Raw genomic sequence first — 21,318 nt, forward strand, 5'->3', positions numbered from 1 at the left:
TCGTGGACGCCGGCTGGCAACCGGCGCCGGCTTGGTCACGCCGGGGCGTTCTCGGCGAAGCTTTGCAGCTGCGCTTGCAGCGCTTGTTCGAATGCTGGCCGCGCCAGGCAGCGCTCCAGGTAGGCCGATACGGCCGGATAGTCTGCGAGGATCGGCTCTTCCTGCAGGCCGCGCAGGACAGTGGCCATGACGATGTCGGCGACGCCGAACCTCCCGGTCAGCCAGTTGCGGCCGTCGAGCCAACCCGCGAGGGATTTCAGGCGCAGCCCCACCAGCCGCTCGGCGTGGGGCCGCAAACCGGCCACCCATTCCTCTCCGGCATAGAAGACACCCGGCAGGATCAGGTTGTCGACGCGCGGCTCCACCGAGTTCAGCGCGGCGATGACCCAGGCCTGTGTCTGCGCCGCCTCCTGCGCGTTCCGCGGCCGCAGCACGTCGGATCGGTCTGCGATGCGCAGCAGGATTGCCCCGGACTCGAACAGCTCGACCTCGTCGTCGCGATAGGCCGGAACCTGGCCGAAGGGCTGCCAGCGGCGATACTCGGGCTTGTCCGCATCCCCGTCCGACACGAGATGAACCTTGTAGTCGAGCCCTGCCTCGGCAAACGCCCACCGAGGTCGGATATCCTTGACGTACCCTTGCGCAAAAGGCGGCACCCAGGCGAAGCCGCTGATCTCGATGGTCATGACACCGCCTCCGTGCCGACCGGACCCGCTTGCCGAGCGGGTTGAGGGCCCGTCTCCAGGACCGCCCATTTGATACCGAACGGGTCCTCCAGCAGTCCCCAGTCGTCGCCCCAGGGCTGCCGCTCGTAGGGCACGAGTTCCGAGCAGCCTGCGGCGACGGCACGATCCCACCACGTGCGCCCCTCCGCGACCACCAATTGCAGATGGCCGAAATTGGCCGCTGGCGGCGTGCCGTCGCCCGTGTGGTCGGTCAGCATCAGCATGCCGCCGTTGATCAGGACCTGCGCGTGCATCAGCCCGACCTGCCCTTCCGGCATGGGCATCCGCCCCTTGTCCTCGGCCCCGAACGCGCGGGCATAGAAGTCGCACGCGTCGCCCGCCCGGCCGTTCATGGCCAGGTAGGGAATGACGCCCTGCATCTCATTGGACTCTGCCATTGGATCCTCCCTGTGACAGAATCGACGGTTGCGTCCGTCGCACTATTTTGATATCGAAGTAACATGCCTGACGCAATCCTCGATCTTCTGCCCCGCGAGACCGTCCTCCACATCCGAGACACCTGCCTGTGCCTGGCGACGCAGCGCGCCGCACGGCGACTTGCACGCCGTTTCGATGCCGCACTTCGGCCCTTCGGCCTGACCAACGGGCAGTTTTCGCTGATGGTGGCGCTCAATCAGCCCGAGCCACCCCCTCTCGGCAGGCTTGCGCTGTTTCTGGGCATGGAGCCCTCCACCCTCACCGCCGCCGTCAAGCCGCTCGCCCGGCGCGGCCTGCTGACGGTCGAGGCGGACCCCGATGACCGCCGCTCCCGTCGGCTACGGATCACACCGGACGGCGTCGCCCTCATGCGGAAGGCCGTGGAGGTCTGGCGCTCGGAACACGCGGCGCTCGAGGCGGAGATGAGCGAGGAGGTTGCTGATGCTCTCCGGCAGGGGCTCGCCGAGCTTGCATGACCGGGTGAAGGCTCTGCGGCCCTCTGCCGAGGTGGTGTGAACATGACAACGTTGCGCAGACCCTCGAAAGCATAACCGCCTTGGCCGATCCAATGCGCCCGACCAAGACCATGCTCCACCCGACCAGCCAACTCATCGTGGTCGCGGCTCTCTGCAGGAGTAGATCGCGGGCCAGAAGGGCTCCGTACGTTTGCGCTCGCAATCTCCGACCGACGTCGCATCCTGAACAATAGGAAGGGCTCGGCGCTGATTTGTATCCCGGATTTGCACCTGCGCGGGGCTCGACGCAGGATCGCGAATATAGATCCGAGTCTTCCAGGCTTGTGAGGCATCCGGTTCGATCGTATCTCATGGGGGTGCGGTGATCCTTTTCGGACACCGAGCACAACTCATCGAAGTCATCGCCCTGACGCCGGTCAGGCAACCCTGATTTTCCTGAGTATCGATCCGTCCGGCATGTCGCCGGAGCGGTTTGTCACCTGCGAGGTCGTGATGGGAAAAGGCAATAATCAGCGCGGAAACAAGGAAGCCAAGAAGCCGAAGAAGGAGGCGCCCAAGACCTTGGCGACTGCCAACTCCGGCGCCAGCAAGCCTGTTTCGCTCGGCGAAAAGAAGAAATAAGCCGGCAGGTGGGCGGGCAGGATTGCTCGTCCGCCTCAGCACCCTTCACCCTGCCGATCGCCGAAGACGAGAGAACCTCTTTATGTCGTGCGGCGAGATCCTGATGCAGCTGAGGCACGTGCCTATCCGGCCTTGACCCCGGCACCTTCCGTGCAAGCCGGCGCACGAGATCGATCCGTCGGGAGATTGCCGTTATCCATACACTCGCGGTCTCCAGCTACCGCTCGATCCGGGACCTGGTGCTGCCGCTTGACCGGGACGAGCGAACCATCGAATAGGCGATCGGCTCACGGTCCTGGCCTGCTGCGTCAAAGACGATAGCCGCCGCGCAACCGAGGTCAGGTTCTCAGAACGCTTCCACGCACGGCCCTGACGGCGCGCCTCAAGTGCTTCCAACGATGCGAGGGTCGTTCAGGATCGAGCAGTTCGTTCTCGCGCAGTCCAATCTCCTCGGCGAAGTTCAACTCCGGCGGCTGGAACGGAACCAGAGATCGACCGTCCGAGCGCAGATGCTCTATCGCGGAGATGACGGAGCCCTCTTCCGTCTCGACAGCCCTTTCGAACGTGTCGTTGTCGACTCCGAGATGCTCGGCCAACAGGTCGTTGCGCAAACCCAGGATGCGCTGCCGGATCTCTGCTTCGTTGTCAGCGCCGCTGTGTGCTTCGACCGATAGATCGCATTCCGTATCGTAGCCGAGGGACCGGTTGTTGAGATTCGAGGACCCGACGCGGAGCAGCCGGTCGTCCATGACCAGCACCTTGGCGTGCACGTAGATGGGTGAGCGCTTTTGCGTCACGGGCGTGTAGAGGCGGAACCGGTTGTGGATATCGGCCTCGCCGATCACGCGCAGCAGGCGCGCCCGGGACGATCCCATCACCTCCTCCTCCAGCCACCCGTCGGCGGATTCCGGGTTCACGATGACGATCTCGGGCCCGTCAGGCTCACGCAGGCGGGCGGCCATCGCTTCGGCGATCTTGCGCGAAGCGAAGTACTGACTTTCGATGTAGAGCGTCTTCCGAGTGGCGGCGATCACAGCAAGGTAGAGCGCCTCGATCTCGTGCTTGCCCTCTTCCTCTCCGTATGCCGGAGCCGTCCGCGATATCGCGACATCAACATCGGACATCGACGCGTCGAGGCCATCGGGCCAAGCAGTCGGGATGGACGCCGGCGGTGGGTCCAGATCTTCGCCGGTCGACCGCTTCCAGCGATCCCGCGCCAGGTCGCCCAGAGCCTTCGCCGCATCGCCCTCGACCGCTGTGGTGGCATCGTGCCAAGGCCCGTATCGCCTGCGCGAACTCGGCCGGACCCGATGCGGATCGTCGTCGAGGTGTTCACGCGTGTCCCAGCGGTCACCGGTCATGTCGATGCCGCCGCAGAAGGCGAGGGTGTCGTCGATCACGACGATCTTCTGATGATGCGCCGCTGCCACCGGATGCGCGCTGTCGAGCTTGAAGCGAATCCGGTCGTCGGTGATCCAGTCCAGAATGAAGAGCGGAGTCGTGCCGCGGCCGAGCGCGTTCATCGCGCCGAGGTTCCACCTGAGCATGTGGACGTGAAGCTCCGGATTCTGCGAAACGACCCAGTTCAGGAACTTGCCCAGCTTGTTGGGCACCTCGGAGTCGCCATCATGCGGATCGAGCGTGATGCGGGTGTCGAAGTCCCATCCGATCAAGATGACGCTATGCCGGGCCTTCTGGATAGCCGCCCTTATCGTCGCGAAGTAATCCGCGGCGTCGATGATGAGCGCAAGGCGGGTCGCACGCTCGATCCGCCAGCAGGTCTCGCCCGGACGGAGCAGCGGAGAGTCGTCGGAGTGCTGTCGCTTCATGGGTTCTCGCGGTGATGACATATTTCGCGACAATGCCTGCCCGTTCGCTGCCGCCCAAGCCCGAGATCATTTCTGTCTCGCACGTTTGGGGTCCTAAGTCGCCCGAACTGCGTTGGCAATCCAGTGGCATGGAAGCCCAGCCACGACGAAGCTCGAACCGGATCGCCCGAATGCCGCGACAAAAATACAAGGATCACCTATGCCCCAGCTTAGCAATGACTGGCCGTGGACGGCAGCGAAGCTTCTTTTGGTGGCGGCTGCCGTCGTCACTGCGATGCTTCTCGCCTGGCAACTCGCGAACGTGTTGCTCCTGTTGTTCGGCGCGATTCTCGTGGCGGTGCTGCTGAAGGCCGTGGCTGGTCCTGTCGAGCGGTTCACGCCCCTCTCGGAGCGATGGTCGGTCGCCATAGCCTGTCTGATCGTCGGCGGGGTCCTGGTCGGCTTCTTTACCCTGATGGGTACCCAGATCCAGACCCAGGCGAAGACACTTGTCGAGGGATTGCCGGACCTCCTCGAGGCATTGGAGCAGCGTTTCGGCATCTCCGGCCTTCGAGCTTGGCTCGAGGAACAGCTTGCCGACGTGCTGCGGGACGGCGAGATCGCCGTCAGCGTGGCCACGTATGCCACGACCTTCGCGAGCATCCTCGCCCACGTGTTGATCGTGATCGCGTCGGGCATCTACCTCGCGACGAGGCCGCGCGCCTACGCACAAGGCCTGAAGAGGCTGTTCCCCGAACAGCGGCAGTCCGAAGCTCGCGACACGATCGGGACAATCGGCGATGCCCTCAAGCTCTGGCTGTTGGGCCAGCTCGTCGCCATGGTTCTGGTCGGGGTGCTGACGACATTGGGGCTGTGGCTGCTCGGGATTCAGTCTGCCATGGCGCTCGGCTTTCTGGCCGGGCTGCTCGAATTCGTACCCTTTGTCGGACCGGCCCTGGCCGCAGTTCCCGCGATCGCGCTCGGGCTGTCCGAAAGCCCGACGACCGGGCTGTGGGTCCTCGGCCTCTACATCCTTGTGCAGCAGGTCGAAGGGAACCTGATCACGCCACTGGTCCAGCAACGCGCCGTCGACTTGCCGCCGGTGGTGACGATCTTCGCGATCCTCAGCTTCGGCGTCCTGTTCGGTACCCTCGGCGTGCTGCTCGCCACCCCACTGGCGGTCGTATGCCTGGTTCTGGTCAAGAAGCACTGGATGCGGGACGTTCTGCACGAAAGGGTCGATGTCCCCGGCGAGGACGACAACGCCTCAGGCGAAGCCGCGCACTGAGCATTGTCCCGTCCGCGTGGGCGCGCATTTCACGCCTGCAAAAAGGGGGCCGTGGCGCGCCTTGGCGTCCGCCCCGGACCTTTCGGCACCGGTGACTTCCGCAATTTCGACCAGAACAAGGCTGAACGCAGCCCGCCTTTGCGCGTTGCAGCCACGTCCTTCTTCCGGACTACCGGTTCGGTGCAATGGGGCGAAAACCAAAGGAGATTGCCTCTTCATGTGGACCGACCTGCCCACCGTGGCGCTGATTTGCGGCTTCCTCGTCGCCGCGCTCGTCATCTTCTTTTCGGGACTTCGGATGACCAGCGTCGCAGACCGGCTGGCCGACCGCACCGGACTCGGAGAGGCTATCGTCGGCGGCGTCCTCCTGGGTGCGGCGACGTCGCTCAGCGGGATCATCGTCTCGATCACCGCGGCTCTCGACGGTCGCGCGTCGCTGGCCTTTTCGAACGCGGTCGGGGGCATCGCGGCGCAGACGGTGTTCCTTGCGGTGGCGGACATGTTCTATCGCCGGATCAACCTCGAACACGCTGCCGCCGATCTGGCGAACGTCCTCCAGGGCCTGGTCCTGATGGTGCTGCTGACCATTCCATTTCTGGCGATGACGTCGCCGGACGTGACGATCTGGGCGATCCACCCCCTCTCGCTCGTCATTCCGCTGGTCTACGCGGGGGGCTTGGTCGCAAGTCGTTCGGCGCGAGAAACGCCGATGTGGAAGCCGGTCGAAACCTCCGACACCGACGAGGACACACCCGACGAGGAGGACGCCGAAAGCGCCGCCACCAGCACCGCGCGCCTGGCTGCGATCTTCGGGGGCCTGATGCTTCTGATGGGGACGTCGGGGTGGGTCATCGCGAAGACGTCGTCGGTCCTTTCCGATCGCATGGAGCTGTCCGAGACGCTGGTCGGCGTCCTCGCGACGGCTGTGGTGACCTCACTTCCCGAGCTGGTCACGACCGTCGCCGCAGTCAGGCGCGGCGCGCTTCAGCTGGCGGTCGGCGGGATCATCGGCGGCAACACGTTCGACACGCTGTTCCTCATGGCGTCCGACGTAGCCTACCGGGACGGGTCGCTCTACCATGCCGCCGGCATGGGCGATTTCTTCTGGATCGCGACGGCACTGCTGATGACGAGCGTCCTGCTCGGCGGGCTCATTCTGCGGCAGCGTCAGGGACCGGGCAAGATCGGTGGCGAGAGCCTTCTCATCCTGTTGATCTATGCCGGCGCCGTCTTGACCCAGATATTCATCTAGCGGCCCCGCTTGGCTTCGATGTGCTGGCGGTGCTGCGCCGGGTTTCTTGATGCACTACCGTCAGCCACCTTGTCGAAACCCGCGCAGCGCCGGCAGGACGATTCCCAGATCCAGCTTCTCTCCTTCGCCGAACGCGAAATAGACCGAGCGGAAGAGGGCATAGAGCCGGTCGTATGCATCCGTCGCTTCGGCGCGTGGAGCGTAGACCCGGTGCGGCGGTGCAAGCCGCGCCTGCGCGGCCTCGTAATTCTCGAACAATCCTGCCGCGAGCGAGGCGAAGATGCAGGCGCCGACACCGGTTGGAGAATGTTGCGGGACATGCACCTCCGTCCCCAGCACATCCGCGTAGATCTGGTTCAGCGCACTGTTCTTCTGCGGGATGCCGCCGCCGTTCATCACGCGGTTCACGACGACGCCGTGCTCCTTCATCCGCTCGATGATCAGGCGGACGTGCATCGCCATACCCTCGATGGCCGCATGCAGCTCGTCGGCGGCGGTGTGATGAAGATCCCACCCCAACGTGATGCCGCCCAGGTCCGAGCGGACGAGGATGGTGCGGTCGCCGTTGTCCCAGACCATGCGGAGAAGCCCGGTCGACCCCGGTTCGCGGTTGTCGAAGCCCGCAGAAAGCGCCGCCACGTCCGACCCCGCACGGGTGGCGATGGCGTCGAATATGTCGCCAGTGCCCGACTGCCCCGCTTCGACGCCGATATACCCCGGCACCACGCTCCCCGGGACGGCGCCACAGATTCCGGGCACCGGCTCGATGCCTGACGGCGCGATCGAGATCATGCATGTCGAGGTGCCGACGACGTTGACGAGGTCCCCCGGCCCACAGCCGCATGCGATGGCATCCCAGTGCGAATCGAAGGCACCGAACGGGATCGGAATACCGGGCCTGAGTCCAAGCTTCGCCGCCCACTCTTCGGTCAGGTGCCCGGCAATCTGGTTCGATGTGCCATAGCGTCCGCCAAGCTTCGCGTTGATACCGTCGAAAAGCGGGTCGACGCGCGAAAGGAAGTCCTGGTCCGGCAGTCCGCCCCAAGCCTCGCCCCACATCCATTTATGCCCCATCGCGCAGACCGAGCGCGAAAGGTCGTCGATCCTGGCGCCTGTCAGGGTCGCCACCAGCATGTCGCAGTGCTCGAGCGCGGTCGCGACGCGGTCCCGCTTGCCGGGGTTGTGCCGCAGGAAATGCAGCAGCTTCGCGTAGCCCCATTCGTGCGAATAGACGCCGCCGCACCAGCGGATTGCCTCGAGGCCCTCTTCATGGGCCATGCGCGTGATCTCTTCGGCTTCGACATGGGCCGTGTGGTCACACCACAGGTAGTAGTCGTCGAGCGGCGTGAGGTCCGCATCCACCATGACGACGCTCGAACCCGTCGTGTCGGCGGCGAAGGCGGCAATGTCGCTGCCCTCGATCCCCGCGGCCGCGATGGCCTGGCTCATGGCGGAGCAGAGGGCGGACATATGGTCGTCGTGGGACTGCTTCGCGGCCAATGGTTCTGCCTTGGATCGCTTCAGCGGATACTCTGCGACCGCCGTCCCCAGCGTTTCGCCGGTGCCGGTCTCCATCAATGTGACGCGGACGCTGAGCGTTCCGAAATCTGCGCCTGCGACGACGGTCATGCGCGCGTCTCCTGTCCATAGGTGGCAGCTTGGCCGTGCTTGCGCAGGAAGTGGCGGTCGCGAAGCGCGACGGGCAGGCTGCCCAGATCGGGGCGAAGCTGCAACGAATACCAGGCCATCCGGGCGCATTCCTCGAGGATATGCGCGTTCATCGCCGCCTCGGCCGGTGTCCGACCCCAGACGAAGGGGCCGTGACCGGCGACCAGGGCTGCGGGAACCTCCAGCGGATCGCGTCCGGCAAATGCGTCGATGATGGCCTGGCCGGTAGAGGCGACGTAACTGTCGGCAATTTCGGCCTCGGTGAGGTGCCGTGTCACCGGGACGGTGCCGCGGAAGTAGTCGGCATGCGTCGTCCCAAAGCACGGGATGGGCGTCAACGCCTGCGCGAAGATCGTCGCGAACGTGGAGTGGGTGTGCACGACGCCACCGACGCCGTCGAACGCGCGATACAGCAACAGATGCGTATCGAGGTCGGAGGACGGCTTGTAGTGGTTATCGACGACCGAACCGTCGAGGCGCACGGCAACCATGTCGTCGGAGGTCATTCTGTCGTAGGGCACGCCGCTCGGCTTTATCGCGACCAGACCGGTTTCGCGGTCGACACCGCTGGCATTGCCGAAGGTCGCCATCACCAGGCCAGTTTGCACAGTGGCGAGGTTGGCCTCGCAGACGGCAGCCTTCAGTTCGGTGAGGTCCATGTCGGAGCCCTTTCGTCGTTGGTGCAGCCTGCGCCGCCGGCTAGCGGCGCAGGCCCTGTGTTCAGCGCTCGGCAGTCCAGCCCTGATACTCGTCCACGTTCTCGGCCGTGATGAGCTCGGGCTGGATCAGGACGGTGTCGTCTTCGGGCGGGTTGCCCTGAAACACGTCGTGGGCGAGCCGCATGGCCTCGGCCGCCATCCCATAGGGATCCTGGCTTGCGGACGCCTTGATGAGCGACCCCTCGGTCTGCAACGCCTCTTCGGTGTCCGGTGCGCCGTCCACGCCGGTGATGATGATGTCCGTGCGGTCGAGCTGCCGTGCCGCCAGCTGGGCACCCAGGGCCATCGGATCGTTGGCGCCGAACACGGCATCGAGGTCGTCGAACCGGGTCAGAAGACCCTGCATCACTTCGAGCCCGCCATCGCGCGAGGCCATGCCGTTCTGGTCGTCCGAGACCACGGTGATCCCGTCGGCCGCGGCGAACACGTCCGAGCAGCCCTTGAAGCGGTCGTTCAGCGACGACGAGGACGGCCCCTTGATGATCGCGACGTTCCCCTCACCGCCAAGCTGCTCGACGATGTATTCGCAGGCAATCGTGCCGGCAGCGACATTGTCGGTCATCACCGTCACCTCGGCACCGGGTGCCGACACGTCGAACGCGGCCACGGTGACGCCAGCCTCCTTGGCGCGCTCCACGGCGGGAGCAATGGCGCTGTCGTCGACTGCGTTCAGCATGATGATGTCGACGCCGGAGGCCACGAAGCTGTCGATCTGGCTGACCTGCTTGTTGAGGTCGTAATCGGCCGAGACCGAGGTGATCTCCACGTCCGGATTGATCTCCTTCGCGGCGTCCGTGATGCCGTCGATCGTCGCGACGAAGAACGGGTTGCCGAGCAGGCCCACCGAGATGCCGACGCTTTCGAGCGTCTTGTCTTCTTGCGCCGAGGCCGTGGCGGCCAGGCCGACGGCCATGGCGGTGCCGAGAGCGAGCTTGTCTAGTATACGCATTGGTTTCTCCTCCAGGTTGCGTTTGGTGGTCCGGTCAGCGGCGCTCAGGTCCGGGCGCCGCTCTTGATCCGGTATCGATCGAGCGCCACGGCGCCGATGATGACGAGACCCTTGATGATGTATTGCCAGATGTCCGACACGCCGGTCAGGATCAGACCGTTCGAAAGCACCGCGATGATCAGGGCGCCGATCAGCGTGCCCCAGATCGAGCCGATGCCGCCGATCAGGCTGGTACCGCCCAGGATGACGGCGGCGATGGCGTCGAGCTCATAGGCCTGGCCGAGCTGCAAGCCGTTGGCCGCATAGAGGCGCGCCGACGACATCACGCCGCCGAGGCCCGACATCAGGCCCGAGAACCCGTAGACGAACAGCAAGACCAGCGAGACCTTGATCCCCGTGAGCCGCGCTGCCTCCTGATTGCCGCCGACCGCGTAGATCCACGTGCCGAGAATGGTGGCCCGCAGGATGAACCAGGACAGAAGGATCACCGCCAGGGCGATGATCGCGAGCCATGGGACCCCGAGGAAGTCGCCGTTTCCGAGGAAGGCGAAGGGCAGATCCGAGTTGAAGACGGTGGTGTCGTTGCCCATGAGACGCGCGACCCCCCGCACCGCCGTCAGCGAACCCAGCGTGACGATGAAGGGCGGCAGCTTCAGGAACGCGATCAGGACGCCATTGACCAGGCCGAAGGCCAGGCCGAGCGCCAGACCGACCGGGATACCCACCATGCCGTAACCGTCGAGCAGCGAAACGGTGACGGCCCCCACTGCCGAGGCCGCGAGGATCGAGCCCACCGACAGGTCGATCCCGCCGGTCAGGATGACGAAGGTCATGCCGGCCGCCAGGACGATGTTGATTGACGCCTGCTGCATGACGATCGAGATGTTGTTCACGGTCAGGAACTTGCCGCTCAGGACCTCGAAGCCGATGGCCAGCAGGATCAGGACGGGCAACATGCCGAGCGCCATGATCGAGGTCCTCAGCGCCGCGCGCTTGCTGCCGCTCGAGGACGTGGTGTCGTCGGTCATAGGCCTTCCTTCTCTGCGATCTTGGGGGGCGTTTCGGTTCTCGTCCCGGCCTGCGCGCCGGTGGACAGGGCCATGATGTCCGTCTGCTCGATGGAGCGACCCGGGGCCGCCGAGACCTCGCCCGCGATCTTACCTTCGCGCATGACGAGACAGCGGTCGGAGATGCCGATGATCTCGGGGAGTTCGCTCGACACCACGACGATGGCCAGCCCGCTGCGGGCGAGTTCGTCGATCAGCCGATAGATCTCGGACTTGGCCCCCACGTCGACGCCCCGCGTCGGCTCGTCGAGCATCAGCACCTTGGGCTGAGCCTCGAGCAGGCGGGCCAGCAGCACCTTCTGCTGGTTGCCCCCCGACAGGGAGCCGGCATTGGCGCGCGCCGACGGGGCGCGGATGCTCAGGGAGTCGAGGGCGCTTCGCGCGCGCCGGGCCGCCGTCCGGAAGTTGCGCAGACCACCGGCCCGTGCATCCCCTTCGGCCACCGCCATGTTGATGTTGTCGGACAGCGTCATGTCGAGGAAGAGGCCGAGCTCCTTGCGATCTTCCGTCAGGTAAGCGATGCCGTGTCGAAGCGCGTCGCGCGGCGAGCGGGGCGTGACATCCTCACCATCAAGCCAGACCCGCCCCGATGAGGCCGAGTCCGCGCCATAGATCAACCGCAGAAGCTCGGTGCGACCGGACCCCACGAGGCCCGCGATGCCCAGCACTTCGCCACGGCCGACCTCGAACGAGCAGCCCCTCACCTTGACGCCGTCGCCGATGTCCTCGACGCGCAGAACCCTCTGCTGCGCGTCCCCCTCCGCGACATGCTCCTTCTTGTAGAAGCTCGAAAGATCGCGGCCGACCATCATCGAAACGAGGCGGTCGGCCTCGATCTCGTCCTTCTCCAGCGTGCCCACGAAGGCGCCGTCGCGCAGCACCGAGCAGCGATCCGACAGCTGGTAGATCTCGTCCATCCGGTGACTGATGTAGACAACGGCGATCCCGTCGCGCTTCAGCCCGGCGATGACCTGGAAAAGCTTGTCGGTCTCGCGCTCGGACAGCGACGTGGTGGGCTCGTCCATGACGATGATCTTGGCATCCGTGGACATGGCGCGGGCGATCTCGACGAGTTGCCGCTCGCCCAGCGACAGGCGGGAGACCTTCGTGCCGGCATCGAAGGTGACCCCCAGCCGGTCGAGGATGGGCTGCGTCCGTTCCAGCATCTCGCGACGGCTGACGATGCCGCCCCGGTGTGGCTCGGCGCCCAGGAACACGTTCTGCGCCACCGTCAGGTTCGGAGCGAGCGTCAACTCCTGGTAGATCACGGCGACGCCGCGGGCTTTCGACAGCTTCGGATCCCCCAGCGGAATCGGAGCGCCGTCAACCAGCACCTCACCGCCCGCATCGGGCGCGTGCGCGCCGGACAGCACCTTCATCAAGGTCGACTTGCCGGCCCCGTTCTCGCCCATCAGCGAGTGGACCTCGCCACCGTAGGCCCGCAGCGATACGTCCTGTAGCGCCTTGATGGTGCCGAAGGTCTTGGAGATGTTGCGCATCTCGAGCATTGGCACGTCGTCGGTCATGGTCGCACCTCCGGGTCGGCGATGGTCAGTTGTACGCCCGCATCCTCGATCATCTGGCGGTGCGCGTCGCTCAGCCCGCTATCCGTGACGACCCGGGCGACGCGCCACAGGGGAAGCGCCACGGACGGGGGGCGTTCCTCGAACTTGCGGCTGTCGGCCAGCAGGATGACCTCGTTCGCCCGGTCGGCGAAGTGCTGCACGAACTTCACGAGAAGCGGGTGCGACTCCAGTATCCCCTTCGCGCTGACCCCGAGAGCGCCGACGAAGAACTGCTGCGCGAAGAAATCGGTATCGAGCCCCCCCGCCTCGTAGAGCAGCCCGGGTTCACGATGCAGGTCGCCGCCACCGACGATGACCTGGCACGTCCCGTGCTCGCCCAGATATGCGGCGAGCGGCATGGAATGCGTGGCGACCCGGACGTTCCGATCAGCGATGCGGACGCCGAAATGGAAGCAGGTGGAGCCGGCATGGACGATGATCTGGCTGCCATCGCGGACGAGTTCTGCGGCAGCCGCGGCGATTGCGCGCTTCGCATCGACCGCAATGTCGCGATTGTCAGAGAACGGAAGAGCTACCGGGCGTTGTTGTAGCGCCCCATCCAGCGCAGTCACTCCGCCGTAGACCTTGGTTGCCCGCCCTGCAGCAGCCAGCTTTTCGATATCGCGCCGCACCGTTGCCGCCGACACGCCCACCAGATCCCTCAGCTCGTTCACCGAAAGAAACGGTCGCTCGCGCAACGCCTCGACGACGGCCTGATGTCGAAGGTTTTCCTCCATCCCCTCCCCGCTTGGCGTCTTCCATTCCACCAATCCCCGGCAGGATGACGCAAGATGATCAAGTGTGCAAGACTTTTGTCGGCAGCCCAGCAATGGTGATCAACTTTGCTCACCCATGTGATCGAGTCTTGGCAACTCCCGGCCTTTTTCTGCACCAACCGAGGCCTCGCACTCAGCGCTATACTCCACCTGTCGCTCAGGCTGCCGGATGAGAATGCACGTGGTATCGTGTCCGCCACCCCTCGATTCCTCCGCGCTTTTTGCTAGGGTCCGAGTCAGGATGCAGAGTGCGACCGACACCTCCGATGCGTTTCCCCGCCTGACCCCTCTGGGGATCGACGGCCTTCTCGTGACCTTCGCGGACCGGCTGGACGAGGCGGCGAACCGCGCCGCGCTGGCGTTCCGGTCGGCGGTGGATGATGAGGGGTGGGAGGGGATGATCGAGACCGCCACCTCCCTCGCCTCGACCTTCATCGCCTTCGACCCTGCCCGGCTGAATCGTGAGACGCTGGCAGAGCGCCTGCGCAAGCTTCTGGGCACGCGCGACTGGTTCGCGGCAGACCTGCCCACGGGCCGCCGTCGGCTGACGATCCCGGTGTCGTTCGAGGGCGATCACGCGCCCCAGCTCGACGAGGCGGCAGACCTCGCCGGCCTGACCCGCGCACAGGCCATCGAGGAAATCTGCGCCCGCCCGGTCCGCGCCCTCGCCCTGGGCTACGCGCCGGGGCAGGCCTATCTGGGCGAGCTCGACGCCCATTGGAACATCGACCGCCAGCGCGACCTGACGCCAAGGGTCGAGACCGGCGCCCTCGTCACCGCCGTGCGGCAGCTGATCGTCTTCGCCACGACCACGCCGACCGGCTGGCGTCAGATCGGGATGACTCGCTTCCACGGCTTCCGCCCCGATGACCCCGACCGACCCATCGTGCTCGCCCCCGGGGACGAAGTCCGCTTTACCCCCGTATCCGCCGCCGAACTCGAAGCGCTCTGTGCCCCCGAGGGCGGCGTGACCCTGGAAGACATCGCATGACCACCGTGACACTCACCCGCGCGGGACCGGGGATCACCGTTCAGGACCTTGGACGCCGCGGCTACATCTCGCAGGGGCTGTCGCGCGGCGGCGCGGCAGACCGCACCGCGCTGCTGGCTGCGGCGGCGCTTCTGCGGCAGGAGGTGACGGCGGCGCTGGAACTGCCCCCCTCCCCCCTTGCGCTGCGCGCCAACGGCCCGCTCCGCTTTGCCCTGACCGGCTCGGAACGCGCGGCGCAGGTCGAGGGCAACCGCCTTGCGTGGAACGGCAGTCACCGCCTTGCGGAGGGCGAGACGCTGACCCTGGCCGCCGGCACCGGCGGCTATGCCTATGTCTCGTTCGGCGGCGGGCTTGCGACGCCGATCCGCCTCGGCAGCCGCGCCGCGCATCTTGCCGCCGGGATCGGCGCGCCGGTCGAGACGGGCGATGAACTCCTCCTCGGGCCGGACGGGGGCGATGCGGCCGACCTTGTTCTGGAAGCCGAGCGCACGGCGAGCGCCGCCCTGCGCCTTCTGCCATCCGCCCACACCGCGCTCTTCCCTGAAGACCAGATCGCAAGACTGCAAGAGACCACCTTCACCCGCGACCCGCGCGGCAATCGGCAGGGCATCCGCCTGACCCAGGACGGCGCACCGTTCGGCACCGAAGGCCAGCTGTCCCTGCTGTCCGAGATCGCGCGCCCCGGCGACATCCAGATCACCGGCGACGGCAGTCCCATGCTGCTCGGCCCCGAATGCCAGACGACCGGGGGCTATCCGCGCATCGGCTGCCTGCACCCCGACGACCTGCCCCGCGCCATGCAGACGCCGCCCGGCGCCACCCTGCGCCTCAGCTTCGTCCCATTGGACGAGGCGACGTGGCAAGGTGAGGACGACATCCTGCGCGACATGCGCGCCCGCACGGCCCCCCGCATCCGCGACCCTCACGACATTCGCGATCTCGGGGCCTACCAGCTCATCAGCGGCGTCACGACCGGAGAGACAGCATGACCCAGATCGACCTCAACGCGGATATGGGCGAAGGCTTCGGCCCCTGGCGCATGGGCGACGACGCCGCGCTGCTGGACATCGTGACCTCGGCGAACATCGCCTGCGGTTTCCATGCCGGCGACTGGGACACCATGGCCGCAACCATGAGGGCGGCCGTCGCGAACGGCGTCGGCATCGGCGCACATCCGGGCTTTCCCGACCTGCAAGGCTTCGGCCGGCGCGCGATGAAGATGCCCCATGACAGCGTCGCGCGGCTGGTGCAGTACCAACTGGGTGCCGCCCAGGCGATGGCGCGCGCCGCGGGGGGGACCGTCCGGCACCTCAAGCTCCACGGGGCGCTGTCGAACATGGCGCAGGCCGACGGAGAGCTCGCGCGTCACGCCTATGCCGCCGCGCTGGAAGTGCAGCCCGACATCGTGCTGATGGTGCTGGCCGCCACGCCCATGGAAGAGGCCGCCCGCGCCCTCGGCGTGCCATACGCCGCCGAGATCTTCGCGGACCGTGGCTATGCCGAGGACGGCACGCTGATCCTGCGCGGCCAGCCCGGCGCCATGATCACCGACCCCGAGGAAGCCGCCGCCCGCATCAGCCAGATGATCCGCGAGGGCGCGATCATCACCGCCAAGGGCGCCCGGATCGAGACGCGCATCGACACGGTCTGCCTGCATGGCGACGAACCCTCGGCCGTCACCGCCGCCCGCACCCTGCGCCAGCGGCTCGAGAATGACGGCCTCACCATCGCCCGCCTTTGATCCGGTCGCATTATGTATGTTGAAAACCCCTGATCAGCCGATAGGCTTGCCAGCAAGAAACTCAGGGAGGAAAACATGCTACATCTTCGTGCAATCGCAGCCTTGGCGGTGCTCGCTGCCGGTCCGGCCGTCGCGCAATCGCAGCTTTCGATCGCCACGGGCGGCACGGGCGGCGTCTATTACCCGATGGGCGGCGGCCTCGCCGAGGTCATCAACAACCATGTCGAGGGCGTGAGCGCGACCGCCGAGGTCACCGGCGCCTCGGTCGAGAACATGGGCCTGATCGCCACCGGCGACGCCGACCTCGCCATCGCGCTCGCCGATACCGTCCAGCAGGCCTATGCCGGCACCGGCCGGTTCGAGGGCCAGCAGCTGCCGATGGTCCGTGCCATCGGGTCGCTCTACGCGAACATGGTGCAGATCGTGACGACCGCCGATTCCGGGATCGAGTCGATCGACGACCTGGCCGGCAAGCGCGTTTCGGTCGGCGCCCCCGGCTCGGGGACCGAGGTGAACGCCCAGACGCTTCTCGAGGCGAACGGCATGGTGTTCGAGGATTTCGACGCGCAGCGGCTGAACTTCAACGAGACCGCGGACGCGCTCGCAAACGGTGACATCGACGCCGGGTTCTGGAGCGTAGGCGCCCCCACTTCGTCGATCCTGAACCTCGCGACCACCCAGGACATCCGCATGGTCCCGCTGACCGACGAGCAGGTCGCGGCGGCGCAAGAGGCCGACCCCACCTTCACCTCGCTTTCGCTTCCCGGCGGCACCTACGAGGGCGTCGACGAGGAAATCACCACCATCGGCGTCCCCAACGTGCTCGTCGTCTCGTCCGAGATGGACGAGGACATGGTCTACCAGGTCACCAGGGCGATGTACGAGAACATCGCCGAGCTGCGCGCCGTGCACCCCGCGGCCGAGGAAACGACTGTGGACTTCACCATGTCGGCGACGCCCGTGCCGCTGCACCCCGGCGCGATCCGCTATTTCGAAGAGACCGGCGCCGAGATCCCCGACGATCTGCGCGAATAATGCGCGCGCTTCTTGCAGGAGGGTCGCTGACCCTCCTGCTATCCCTGCCTGTCGGGGCCGCCGAACTTACCGCGCGGCTTGACGACGGAACCGAGATCGCCCGCTTCGACATCGCCGACACCGATGGCTGGTGCGTCCTCTGGCGGCACTCCGTGCAGGGCTTCGAGGTCGAGGATTGCTACGAGAATCGCGACGGACGCATGGTCCTCGTCAGGTCCCACCAGCCCGACTTTGCGGCGGGGCTTGGTCACATCCCCGGCCGGGGCCGACAGGTCTCGGACGGGGACGGGGGCTACTGGATTCTGGACATCGACGAGCCTGTGCCGGGCGACGCCTATGTCCTGAGGGCAGGCAGCATGAAGGTCGATCACCGCCTGCGGGCGGGGGACGAGGAGGTCTCGCTCTCGGCCCGCGCGGAGCATCGGCGCGTTCGGATCGCTTTGGAGTAACCGTCTATGCAAGAGCCTGACGTGGAAAAGCTGGGCGTCGCGGCCATACAGCCGAAGGCGGTGCTGGGCGCAATCTCGGTCGTCGGGATCGCGCTGTCGCTGTTCCAGCTCTATGCCGCCGGGATCCAGCCGCTGGGCCTGTTCTTCCAGCGCCCCATCCACCTCGGGTTCATCCTGGTCCTGTGCTTCCTGATGTTCCCCGTCACCCGCGACCGCCCGCGCGGGCTGATCGGCTGGGCCATCGATGCCCCCCTTATCCTGGGCGGCGTGCTGGTCGGCTACTGGGTTCCGGCCAATATCGACGCGATCGCCAACGCCATTTTTCCCCGCACGCAGGACGTCGTGGTCGGGGTCATCACGGCCATCCTGGTGCTCGAGGCCTCACGGCGGGCCATCGGCGCGACCATCACCGTCATCGGGGCCGTCTTCATCGTCTACGCCTTCGCGGGCAACCGGGGCGAGCTGCCGTTCCTGTCGGACCTTATGCCTGGCATCCTCAATCACCGCGGCTATTCGCTCGAACGGCTGGCCAGCCAGCTGACGCTCGGGGCCGAAGGCATCTACGGCATTCCGCTTGGCGTGGCAGCGACGTTCATCTTCATCTTCGTCCTCTTCGGAGCCTTCCTCGAAGTCACCGGCGCCGGCAAGTTCTTCATCGACCTCGCCTATGCCACCACGGGCCGCCAGCGCGGCGGGCCGGCGAAGGCCGCGGTGATCGCGTCGGCGGGCATGGGATCGATCTCGGGCAGCGCCATCGCCAACGTCGTCACCACAGGCGCCTTCACGATCCCGCTGATGAAGAAGCTGGGCTATCGTCCGGCACAGGCGGGCGGGATCGAGGCGGCGGCCTCGACCGGCGGTCAGATCATGCCGCCCCTCATGGGTGCGGGCGCGTTCCTGATCAGCGAGTTCACCCGGACGCCGTATATCGAGATCGTCATGATCTCGATCTTCCCGGCCTTCCTCTATTTCGGAACCGTCTACCTGTTGGTCCACATCGCGGCGGTCAAGCGCGGCCTCGAAGGCCTGCCCGCCGAAGAGCTGCCCCGCGTCCGCGAGGTCCTGGTGGAGGGGTGGCACTTCCTCCTGCCGCTCGGGGTGCTGGTCTGGCTTCTGGTGGCGGGCTACTCGCCCATGCGGGTCGGGTTCTACGCCATCGTCGCCGTCGCCGCCTCGGCGGTGCTTCGTGCCGTGATCGCCTTCCTGCGCGAGGGGCCGACATGGCGGTCCGCCGTGGCCCTGCTGCAGTCGGGGGTGACGACAACCCTTCAGGGGCTGGAACTTGGTGCGCGGAACGCCGTCGCGGTGTCGGTCGCCTGCGCGCTCGCGGGGATCATCGTCGGTGTCGTCGGGCTGACCGGGCTGGGGCTGAAGTTCTCGGCCATGATGATCGCCTTCTCGGGCGGCAACCTCCTGCTGGCGCTGCTTCTCGTGGTGCTGGCCAGCCTGATCCTCGGGATGGGGCTGCCGGTGACAGCGGCCTATATCGTGCTCATCATCCTCATCGGCCCGGCCCTGACCGAACAGTTCGGCATCCCGCTTCTCGTCGCGCATCTGGTGGTGTTCTGGTGGAGCCAGGATTCCAACGTCACGCCACCCGTCGCATTGGCGGGCTTCGCAGGGGCGGCGATCGCCGGATCCCCCCCGATGGAGACGTCGGTGCAGGCGTGGAAGTTCGCCAAGGGCCTCTACCTCATCCCGCTCTTCATGATCTTCAACGAGCCGATCATCGTCGGCGGGCCGATCCCCCTCGTCCTGTGGAACGGGTTCATCGCGATCCTGGCCCTGGTCGCCTTTGCCGCCGCGCTCGAAGGGTATCTTTTCGCGCCGATGCCTTGGTGGCAGCGCATTCTGGCGACAGCAGGGGGGATCGGGGTGTTCTGGCCCAACCTTGCCTACGAAATCGCCGGCGCCGCCATCATCGTGCTGCTCCTCTGGGCGAACGCGATGGCAGAGCGGCGCGGCGCCTCGGGCAAGGCGCCGGGGACGCCGGCCTAGACCAGACCCAGCTCGCGGAAGCGGGTCATCATGTCGGCCTCGGGCCGGGGGCCGATATGGCTGATGACCTCGGACGCGGCGGCCACACCCATCCGTCCGCACGTCTCGGAATCGCGCCCGCCGACATAGCCATAGAGGAACCCGGCCGCGAACTGATCCCCTGCCCCGGTCGCGTCCACCGGGACGATCCGGGTCACCGGAACCTCGACCCGCGCGCCGTCCTTCAGGATCACCACCGCCTCGCCCGAGCGGGTGCAGACCACCGTGCGGCACGCCTCGGCCGCCAGGCCAAGCGCGCTGTCGAGGTCGGTCTCGTAGAGGGTGGTCCATTCCTTCTCGTTGCCGATCACGACGTCCATCTCGCCGGCGATCAGCGCCTTGAAGTCTTCGCGGTGGCGTTCGGTGCAGAACGGATCGGACAGGGTGATCCCGGCCTCGCCGCCCGCGCGGTGCATCAGCTCGGCTGCGCGGCGGAAGGCGGTCTTCCCCTCGTCCTTGTCGAACAGGTACCCTTCGAGGAACACGAACCCGCCTTTGGCGAAGGGCGCCTCGGGCACGTCATCCGCGCCCAGGTCGGCCCCCGCTCCGAGATAGGTGTTCATCGACCGCTCGCCATCCGGCGAGACGAAGATCATCGACCGCGACGTCGGCAGCGGCGCGTCGGCCACCGGCGCGTTCGGGAAGGCGATCCCATCGGCTTCCATCCCCTCGGCATAGCTGCGGCCGAGCGAATCGCCCTTCACCTTGCCGATGAACGACGATTGCAGACCCAGCTTGCCCAGTCCCGCGATGGTATTCGCCACCGACCCGCCCGGCGTCTCCGTCCGCTCGCCCATCGAGGCGTAAAGCAGCTCGGCCCGCTCGCGCTCAACCAGCTGCATGATGCCCTTCTCGATCCCCATATGCTCCAGGAAATGATCGTCGGCGCGGGCGATGACGTCGACGATAGCATTGCCGATGCCGATGACGTGGGGCGTGGTCATTGGGTCTTCTCCTCGTAGGGGCAGAGGTCGCGGATCAGGCAGGCCGGGCATTTCGGCTTGCGCGCGACGCAAGTGTAGCGGCCGTGCAGGATCAGCCAATGATGGGCATGCTGCGCAAATTCGGCCGGCACGTTGTCTTCCAGGGCACGCTCGACCGCGACCACGTCCTTGCCGGGTGCGATCCGGGTGCGGTTGCCGACGCGGAAGATGTGGGTGTCGACGGCCTGCGCGGGATACCTGAACCACATGTTCAGCACCACGTTTGCGGTCTTGCGCCCCACCCCGGGCAGACCTTCCAGCGCCGCGCGGGACGAGGGCACCTCGCCGCCATATTCCTCGACGAGGATACGGCTCAGCTTCATCACGTTCTTCGCCTTGTTGCGGAACAGGCCGATGGTCTTGATGTGCTCGGTCAGCCCCTCTTCGCCCAGGTCCAGCATCTTCTGTGGCGTGTCCGCGATCGCAAACAGCGCGCGGGTGGCCTTGTTCACCCCGGCATCAGTGGCCTGCGCCGACAGCGCCACGGCGACCACCAGCGTGTAGACGTTCACATGCTCCAGCTCGCCCTCGGGTTCGGGCTCGGCATCGCGGAAGCGGGTGAAGATCTCCTTCTGGAGCGGATATGGAAGCGGCTTGGCCATCGGCCCGCTTCTGCCCCGAAGGCCGGTCCGGTGGCAAGCGCGGGGCGTCGGGTATTTGATCGATGACAGCTATTGCGCAGGAATCAGGTCGCGGCGATCGGACACCCGGCGTAGCTTCCTCTCATGAC

The 21,318-nt window shown here is 66.3% G+C and carries 21 protein-coding genes; 10 read left to right on the top strand and 11 right to left on the bottom strand.

Annotated elements, in window-relative coordinates; all coding sequences use genetic code 11:
* Positions 1 to 35 precede the first annotated feature (35 nt).
* Both PAM7066_RS04940 and PAM7066_RS04945 read right to left on the bottom strand, forming a co-directional pair.
* Positions 36 to 686, bottom strand: a complete 651-nt coding sequence (locus tag PAM7066_RS04940; RefSeq protein WP_085853030.1) for a glutathione S-transferase family protein — start codon at positions 684 to 686, stop codon at positions 36 to 38.
* Positions 683 to 1,123, bottom strand: a complete 441-nt coding sequence (locus PAM7066_RS04945) for a VOC family protein (protein WP_085853031.1) — start codon at positions 1,121 to 1,123, stop codon at positions 683 to 685. Before PAM7066_RS04945 ends, PAM7066_RS04940 begins: the two co-directional genes overlap by 4 nt.
* Positions 1,124 to 1,186: 63 nt before the next feature.
* Here PAM7066_RS04945 and PAM7066_RS04950 point away from each other — a divergent pair, with 63 nt between their 5' ends.
* Positions 1,187 to 1,639: a MarR family winged helix-turn-helix transcriptional regulator gene (locus PAM7066_RS04950; RefSeq protein WP_085853032.1), complete on the top strand. Its 453-nt coding sequence runs from the start codon at positions 1,187 to 1,189 to the stop codon at positions 1,637 to 1,639.
* A gap of 456 nt (positions 1,640 to 2,095) precedes the next feature.
* Complete coding sequence (locus PAM7066_RS18860; RefSeq protein WP_175484561.1) at positions 2,096 to 2,260, top strand: hypothetical protein; 165 nt, start codon at positions 2,096 to 2,098, stop codon at positions 2,258 to 2,260.
* Between the two features lie 338 nt (positions 2,261 to 2,598).
* On the opposite strand, the gene PAM7066_RS04955 is transcribed toward PAM7066_RS18860, so the two are convergent.
* Positions 2,599 to 4,089, bottom strand: a complete 1,491-nt coding sequence (locus PAM7066_RS04955) for a phospholipase D-like domain-containing protein (protein ID WP_085853033.1) — start codon at positions 4,087 to 4,089, stop codon at positions 2,599 to 2,601.
* Between the two features lie 199 nt (positions 4,090 to 4,288).
* Here PAM7066_RS04955 and PAM7066_RS04960 point away from each other — a divergent pair, with 199 nt between their 5' ends.
* Together PAM7066_RS04960 and PAM7066_RS04965 are read left to right on the top strand one after the other, a co-directional pair.
* A complete protein-coding gene (locus PAM7066_RS04960) occupies positions 4,289 to 5,356 on the top strand; it encodes an AI-2E family transporter (RefSeq protein ID WP_217808383.1) in 1,068 nt (355 codons plus the stop codon).
* 217 nt (positions 5,357 to 5,573) lie between these two features.
* Positions 5,574 to 6,608, top strand: a complete 1,035-nt coding sequence (locus PAM7066_RS04965; RefSeq protein ID WP_085853034.1) for a sodium:calcium antiporter — start codon at positions 5,574 to 5,576, stop codon at positions 6,606 to 6,608.
* A gap of 60 nt (positions 6,609 to 6,668) precedes the next feature.
* Here PAM7066_RS04965 and PAM7066_RS04970 read toward each other — a convergent pair whose 3' ends face one another.
* From PAM7066_RS04970 to PAM7066_RS04995, 6 genes are all read right to left on the bottom strand, one after another.
* The gene (locus PAM7066_RS04970) at positions 6,669 to 8,237 is read right to left on the bottom strand and encodes a ribulokinase (RefSeq protein WP_085853035.1); all 1,569 of its coding nucleotides are present in this window, start codon (positions 8,235 to 8,237) and stop codon (positions 6,669 to 6,671) included.
* Positions 8,234 to 8,935: an L-ribulose-5-phosphate 4-epimerase AraD gene (gene araD / locus PAM7066_RS04975; RefSeq protein ID WP_085853036.1), complete on the bottom strand. Its 702-nt coding sequence runs from the start codon at positions 8,933 to 8,935 to the stop codon at positions 8,234 to 8,236. Before araD ends, PAM7066_RS04970 begins: the two co-directional genes overlap by 4 nt.
* A 61-nt stretch (positions 8,936 to 8,996) precedes the next feature.
* Positions 8,997 to 9,944, bottom strand: coding sequence for an ABC transporter substrate-binding protein (locus tag PAM7066_RS04980; RefSeq protein WP_085853037.1), 948 nt, complete (start codon positions 9,942 to 9,944; stop codon positions 8,997 to 8,999).
* Between the two features lie 44 nt (positions 9,945 to 9,988).
* Positions 9,989 to 10,972 (bottom strand): ABC transporter permease subunit, encoded by a 984-nt coding sequence (locus PAM7066_RS04985; protein WP_085853038.1) that lies wholly within the window; start codon positions 10,970 to 10,972, stop codon positions 9,989 to 9,991.
* Positions 10,969 to 12,537 carry a sugar ABC transporter ATP-binding protein gene (locus PAM7066_RS04990; RefSeq protein WP_085853039.1) on the bottom strand — a complete coding sequence of 523 codons (1,569 nt, stop codon included), beginning with the start codon at positions 12,535 to 12,537 and terminating at the stop codon, positions 10,969 to 10,971. Before PAM7066_RS04990 ends, PAM7066_RS04985 begins: the two co-directional genes overlap by 4 nt.
* Entirely contained in the window at positions 12,534 to 13,313 is a 780-nt protein-coding gene (locus PAM7066_RS04995; protein WP_085853040.1) for a DeoR/GlpR family DNA-binding transcription regulator, read from the bottom strand. Before PAM7066_RS04995 ends, PAM7066_RS04990 begins: the two co-directional genes overlap by 4 nt.
* A 280-nt stretch (positions 13,314 to 13,593) precedes the next feature.
* On the opposite strand from PAM7066_RS04995, the gene PAM7066_RS05000 reads away from it, so the two are divergent.
* The 6 genes from PAM7066_RS05000 to PAM7066_RS05025 all read left to right on the top strand — a co-directional run bounded on the left by PAM7066_RS05000 (position 13,594) and on the right by PAM7066_RS05025 (position 19,566).
* The gene (locus tag PAM7066_RS05000; protein WP_085853041.1) at positions 13,594 to 14,343 is read left to right on the top strand and encodes a 5-oxoprolinase subunit B family protein; all 750 of its coding nucleotides are present in this window, start codon (positions 13,594 to 13,596) and stop codon (positions 14,341 to 14,343) included.
* Positions 14,340 to 15,332 carry a 5-oxoprolinase subunit C family protein gene (locus PAM7066_RS05005; protein WP_085853042.1) on the top strand — a complete coding sequence of 331 codons (993 nt, stop codon included), beginning with the start codon at positions 14,340 to 14,342 and terminating at the stop codon, positions 15,330 to 15,332. The genes PAM7066_RS05000 and PAM7066_RS05005 overlap by 4 nt, the downstream gene beginning before the upstream one ends.
* The gene (locus PAM7066_RS05010; protein ID WP_085853043.1) at positions 15,329 to 16,084 is read left to right on the top strand and encodes a LamB/YcsF family protein; all 756 of its coding nucleotides are present in this window, start codon (positions 15,329 to 15,331) and stop codon (positions 16,082 to 16,084) included. Before PAM7066_RS05005 ends, PAM7066_RS05010 begins: the two co-directional genes overlap by 4 nt.
* Positions 16,085 to 16,159: 75 nt before the next feature.
* Positions 16,160 to 17,119, top strand: coding sequence for a TAXI family TRAP transporter solute-binding subunit (locus PAM7066_RS05015; protein WP_085853044.1), 960 nt, complete (start codon positions 16,160 to 16,162; stop codon positions 17,117 to 17,119).
* On the top strand, positions 17,119 to 17,568 hold the full coding sequence (locus tag PAM7066_RS05020) for a DUF1850 domain-containing protein (protein WP_085853045.1): 450 nt from the start codon (positions 17,119 to 17,121) through the stop codon (positions 17,566 to 17,568). The genes PAM7066_RS05015 and PAM7066_RS05020 overlap by 1 nt, the downstream gene beginning before the upstream one ends.
* A 6-nt stretch (positions 17,569 to 17,574) precedes the next feature.
* Positions 17,575 to 19,566 (top strand): TRAP transporter permease, encoded by a 1,992-nt coding sequence (locus PAM7066_RS05025; RefSeq protein ID WP_085853046.1) that lies wholly within the window; start codon positions 17,575 to 17,577, stop codon positions 19,564 to 19,566.
* Here PAM7066_RS05025 and PAM7066_RS05030 read toward each other — a convergent pair.
* Positions 19,563 to 20,549 carry an adenosine kinase gene (locus PAM7066_RS05030; RefSeq protein ID WP_085853047.1) on the bottom strand — a complete coding sequence of 329 codons (987 nt, stop codon included), beginning with the start codon at positions 20,547 to 20,549 and terminating at the stop codon, positions 19,563 to 19,565. The two genes, PAM7066_RS05025 and PAM7066_RS05030, sit on opposite strands and share 4 nt — an antisense overlap.
* A complete protein-coding gene (nth, locus tag PAM7066_RS05035; protein WP_085853048.1) occupies positions 20,546 to 21,190 on the bottom strand; it encodes an endonuclease III in 645 nt (214 codons plus the stop codon). The genes PAM7066_RS05030 and nth overlap by 4 nt, the downstream gene beginning before the upstream one ends.
* Positions 21,191 to 21,318: the final 128 nt, after the last annotated feature.

Source organism: Palleronia marisminoris, from assembly GCF_900172315.1.
Taxonomy (GTDB): domain Bacteria; phylum Pseudomonadota; class Alphaproteobacteria; order Rhodobacterales; family Rhodobacteraceae; genus Palleronia; species Palleronia marisminoris.

What these genes read in the sequence shown, in the direction of transcription:
- PAM7066_RS05030 (WP_085853047.1), bottom strand. Translation starts at nt 20,549, where the DNA reads ATGACCACGCCCCACGTCATCGGCATCGGCAATGCTATCGTCGACGTC.
- PAM7066_RS04950 (WP_085853032.1), top strand. Translation starts at nt 1,187, where the DNA reads ATGCCTGACGCAATCCTCGATCTTCTGCCCCGCGAGACCGTCCTCCAC.
- PAM7066_RS04940 (WP_085853030.1), bottom strand. Translation starts at nt 686, where the DNA reads ATGACCATCGAGATCAGCGGCTTCGCCTGGGTGCCGCCTTTTGCGCAA.
- PAM7066_RS04980 (WP_085853037.1), bottom strand. Translation starts at nt 9,944, where the DNA reads ATGCGTATACTAGACAAGCTCGCTCTCGGCACCGCCATGGCCGTCGGC.
- PAM7066_RS05000 (WP_085853041.1), top strand. Translation starts at nt 13,594, where the DNA reads ATGCAGAGTGCGACCGACACCTCCGATGCGTTTCCCCGCCTGACCCCT.
- PAM7066_RS05020 (WP_085853045.1), top strand. Translation starts at nt 17,119, where the DNA reads ATGCGCGCGCTTCTTGCAGGAGGGTCGCTGACCCTCCTGCTATCCCTG.
- PAM7066_RS04955 (WP_085853033.1), bottom strand. Translation starts at nt 4,089, where the DNA reads ATGAAGCGACAGCACTCCGACGACTCTCCGCTGCTCCGTCCGGGCGAG.
- PAM7066_RS04985 (WP_085853038.1), bottom strand. Translation starts at nt 10,972, where the DNA reads ATGACCGACGACACCACGTCCTCGAGCGGCAGCAAGCGCGCGGCGCTG.
- PAM7066_RS04995 (WP_085853040.1), bottom strand. Translation starts at nt 13,313, where the DNA reads ATGGAGGAAAACCTTCGACATCAGGCCGTCGTCGAGGCGTTGCGCGAG.
- PAM7066_RS04965 (WP_085853034.1), top strand. Translation starts at nt 5,574, where the DNA reads ATGTGGACCGACCTGCCCACCGTGGCGCTGATTTGCGGCTTCCTCGTC.
- PAM7066_RS04970 (WP_085853035.1), bottom strand. Translation starts at nt 8,237, where the DNA reads ATGACCGTCGTCGCAGGCGCAGATTTCGGAACGCTCAGCGTCCGCGTC.
- PAM7066_RS05005 (WP_085853042.1), top strand. Translation starts at nt 14,340, where the DNA reads ATGACCACCGTGACACTCACCCGCGCGGGACCGGGGATCACCGTTCAG.
- PAM7066_RS04945 (WP_085853031.1), bottom strand. Translation starts at nt 1,123, where the DNA reads ATGGCAGAGTCCAATGAGATGCAGGGCGTCATTCCCTACCTGGCCATG.
- PAM7066_RS04990 (WP_085853039.1), bottom strand. Translation starts at nt 12,537, where the DNA reads ATGACCGACGACGTGCCAATGCTCGAGATGCGCAACATCTCCAAGACC.
- araD (WP_085853036.1), bottom strand. Translation starts at nt 8,935, where the DNA reads ATGGACCTCACCGAACTGAAGGCTGCCGTCTGCGAGGCCAACCTCGCC.
- PAM7066_RS05010 (WP_085853043.1), top strand. Translation starts at nt 15,329, where the DNA reads ATGACCCAGATCGACCTCAACGCGGATATGGGCGAAGGCTTCGGCCCC.
- PAM7066_RS05015 (WP_085853044.1), top strand. Translation starts at nt 16,160, where the DNA reads ATGCTACATCTTCGTGCAATCGCAGCCTTGGCGGTGCTCGCTGCCGGT.
- nth (WP_085853048.1), bottom strand. Translation starts at nt 21,190, where the DNA reads ATGGCCAAGCCGCTTCCATATCCGCTCCAGAAGGAGATCTTCACCCGC.
- PAM7066_RS04960 (WP_217808383.1), top strand. Translation starts at nt 4,289, where the DNA reads ATGCCCCAGCTTAGCAATGACTGGCCGTGGACGGCAGCGAAGCTTCTT.
- PAM7066_RS18860 (WP_175484561.1), top strand. Translation starts at nt 2,096, where the DNA reads ATGTCGCCGGAGCGGTTTGTCACCTGCGAGGTCGTGATGGGAAAAGGC.
- PAM7066_RS05025 (WP_085853046.1), top strand. Translation starts at nt 17,575, where the DNA reads ATGCAAGAGCCTGACGTGGAAAAGCTGGGCGTCGCGGCCATACAGCCG.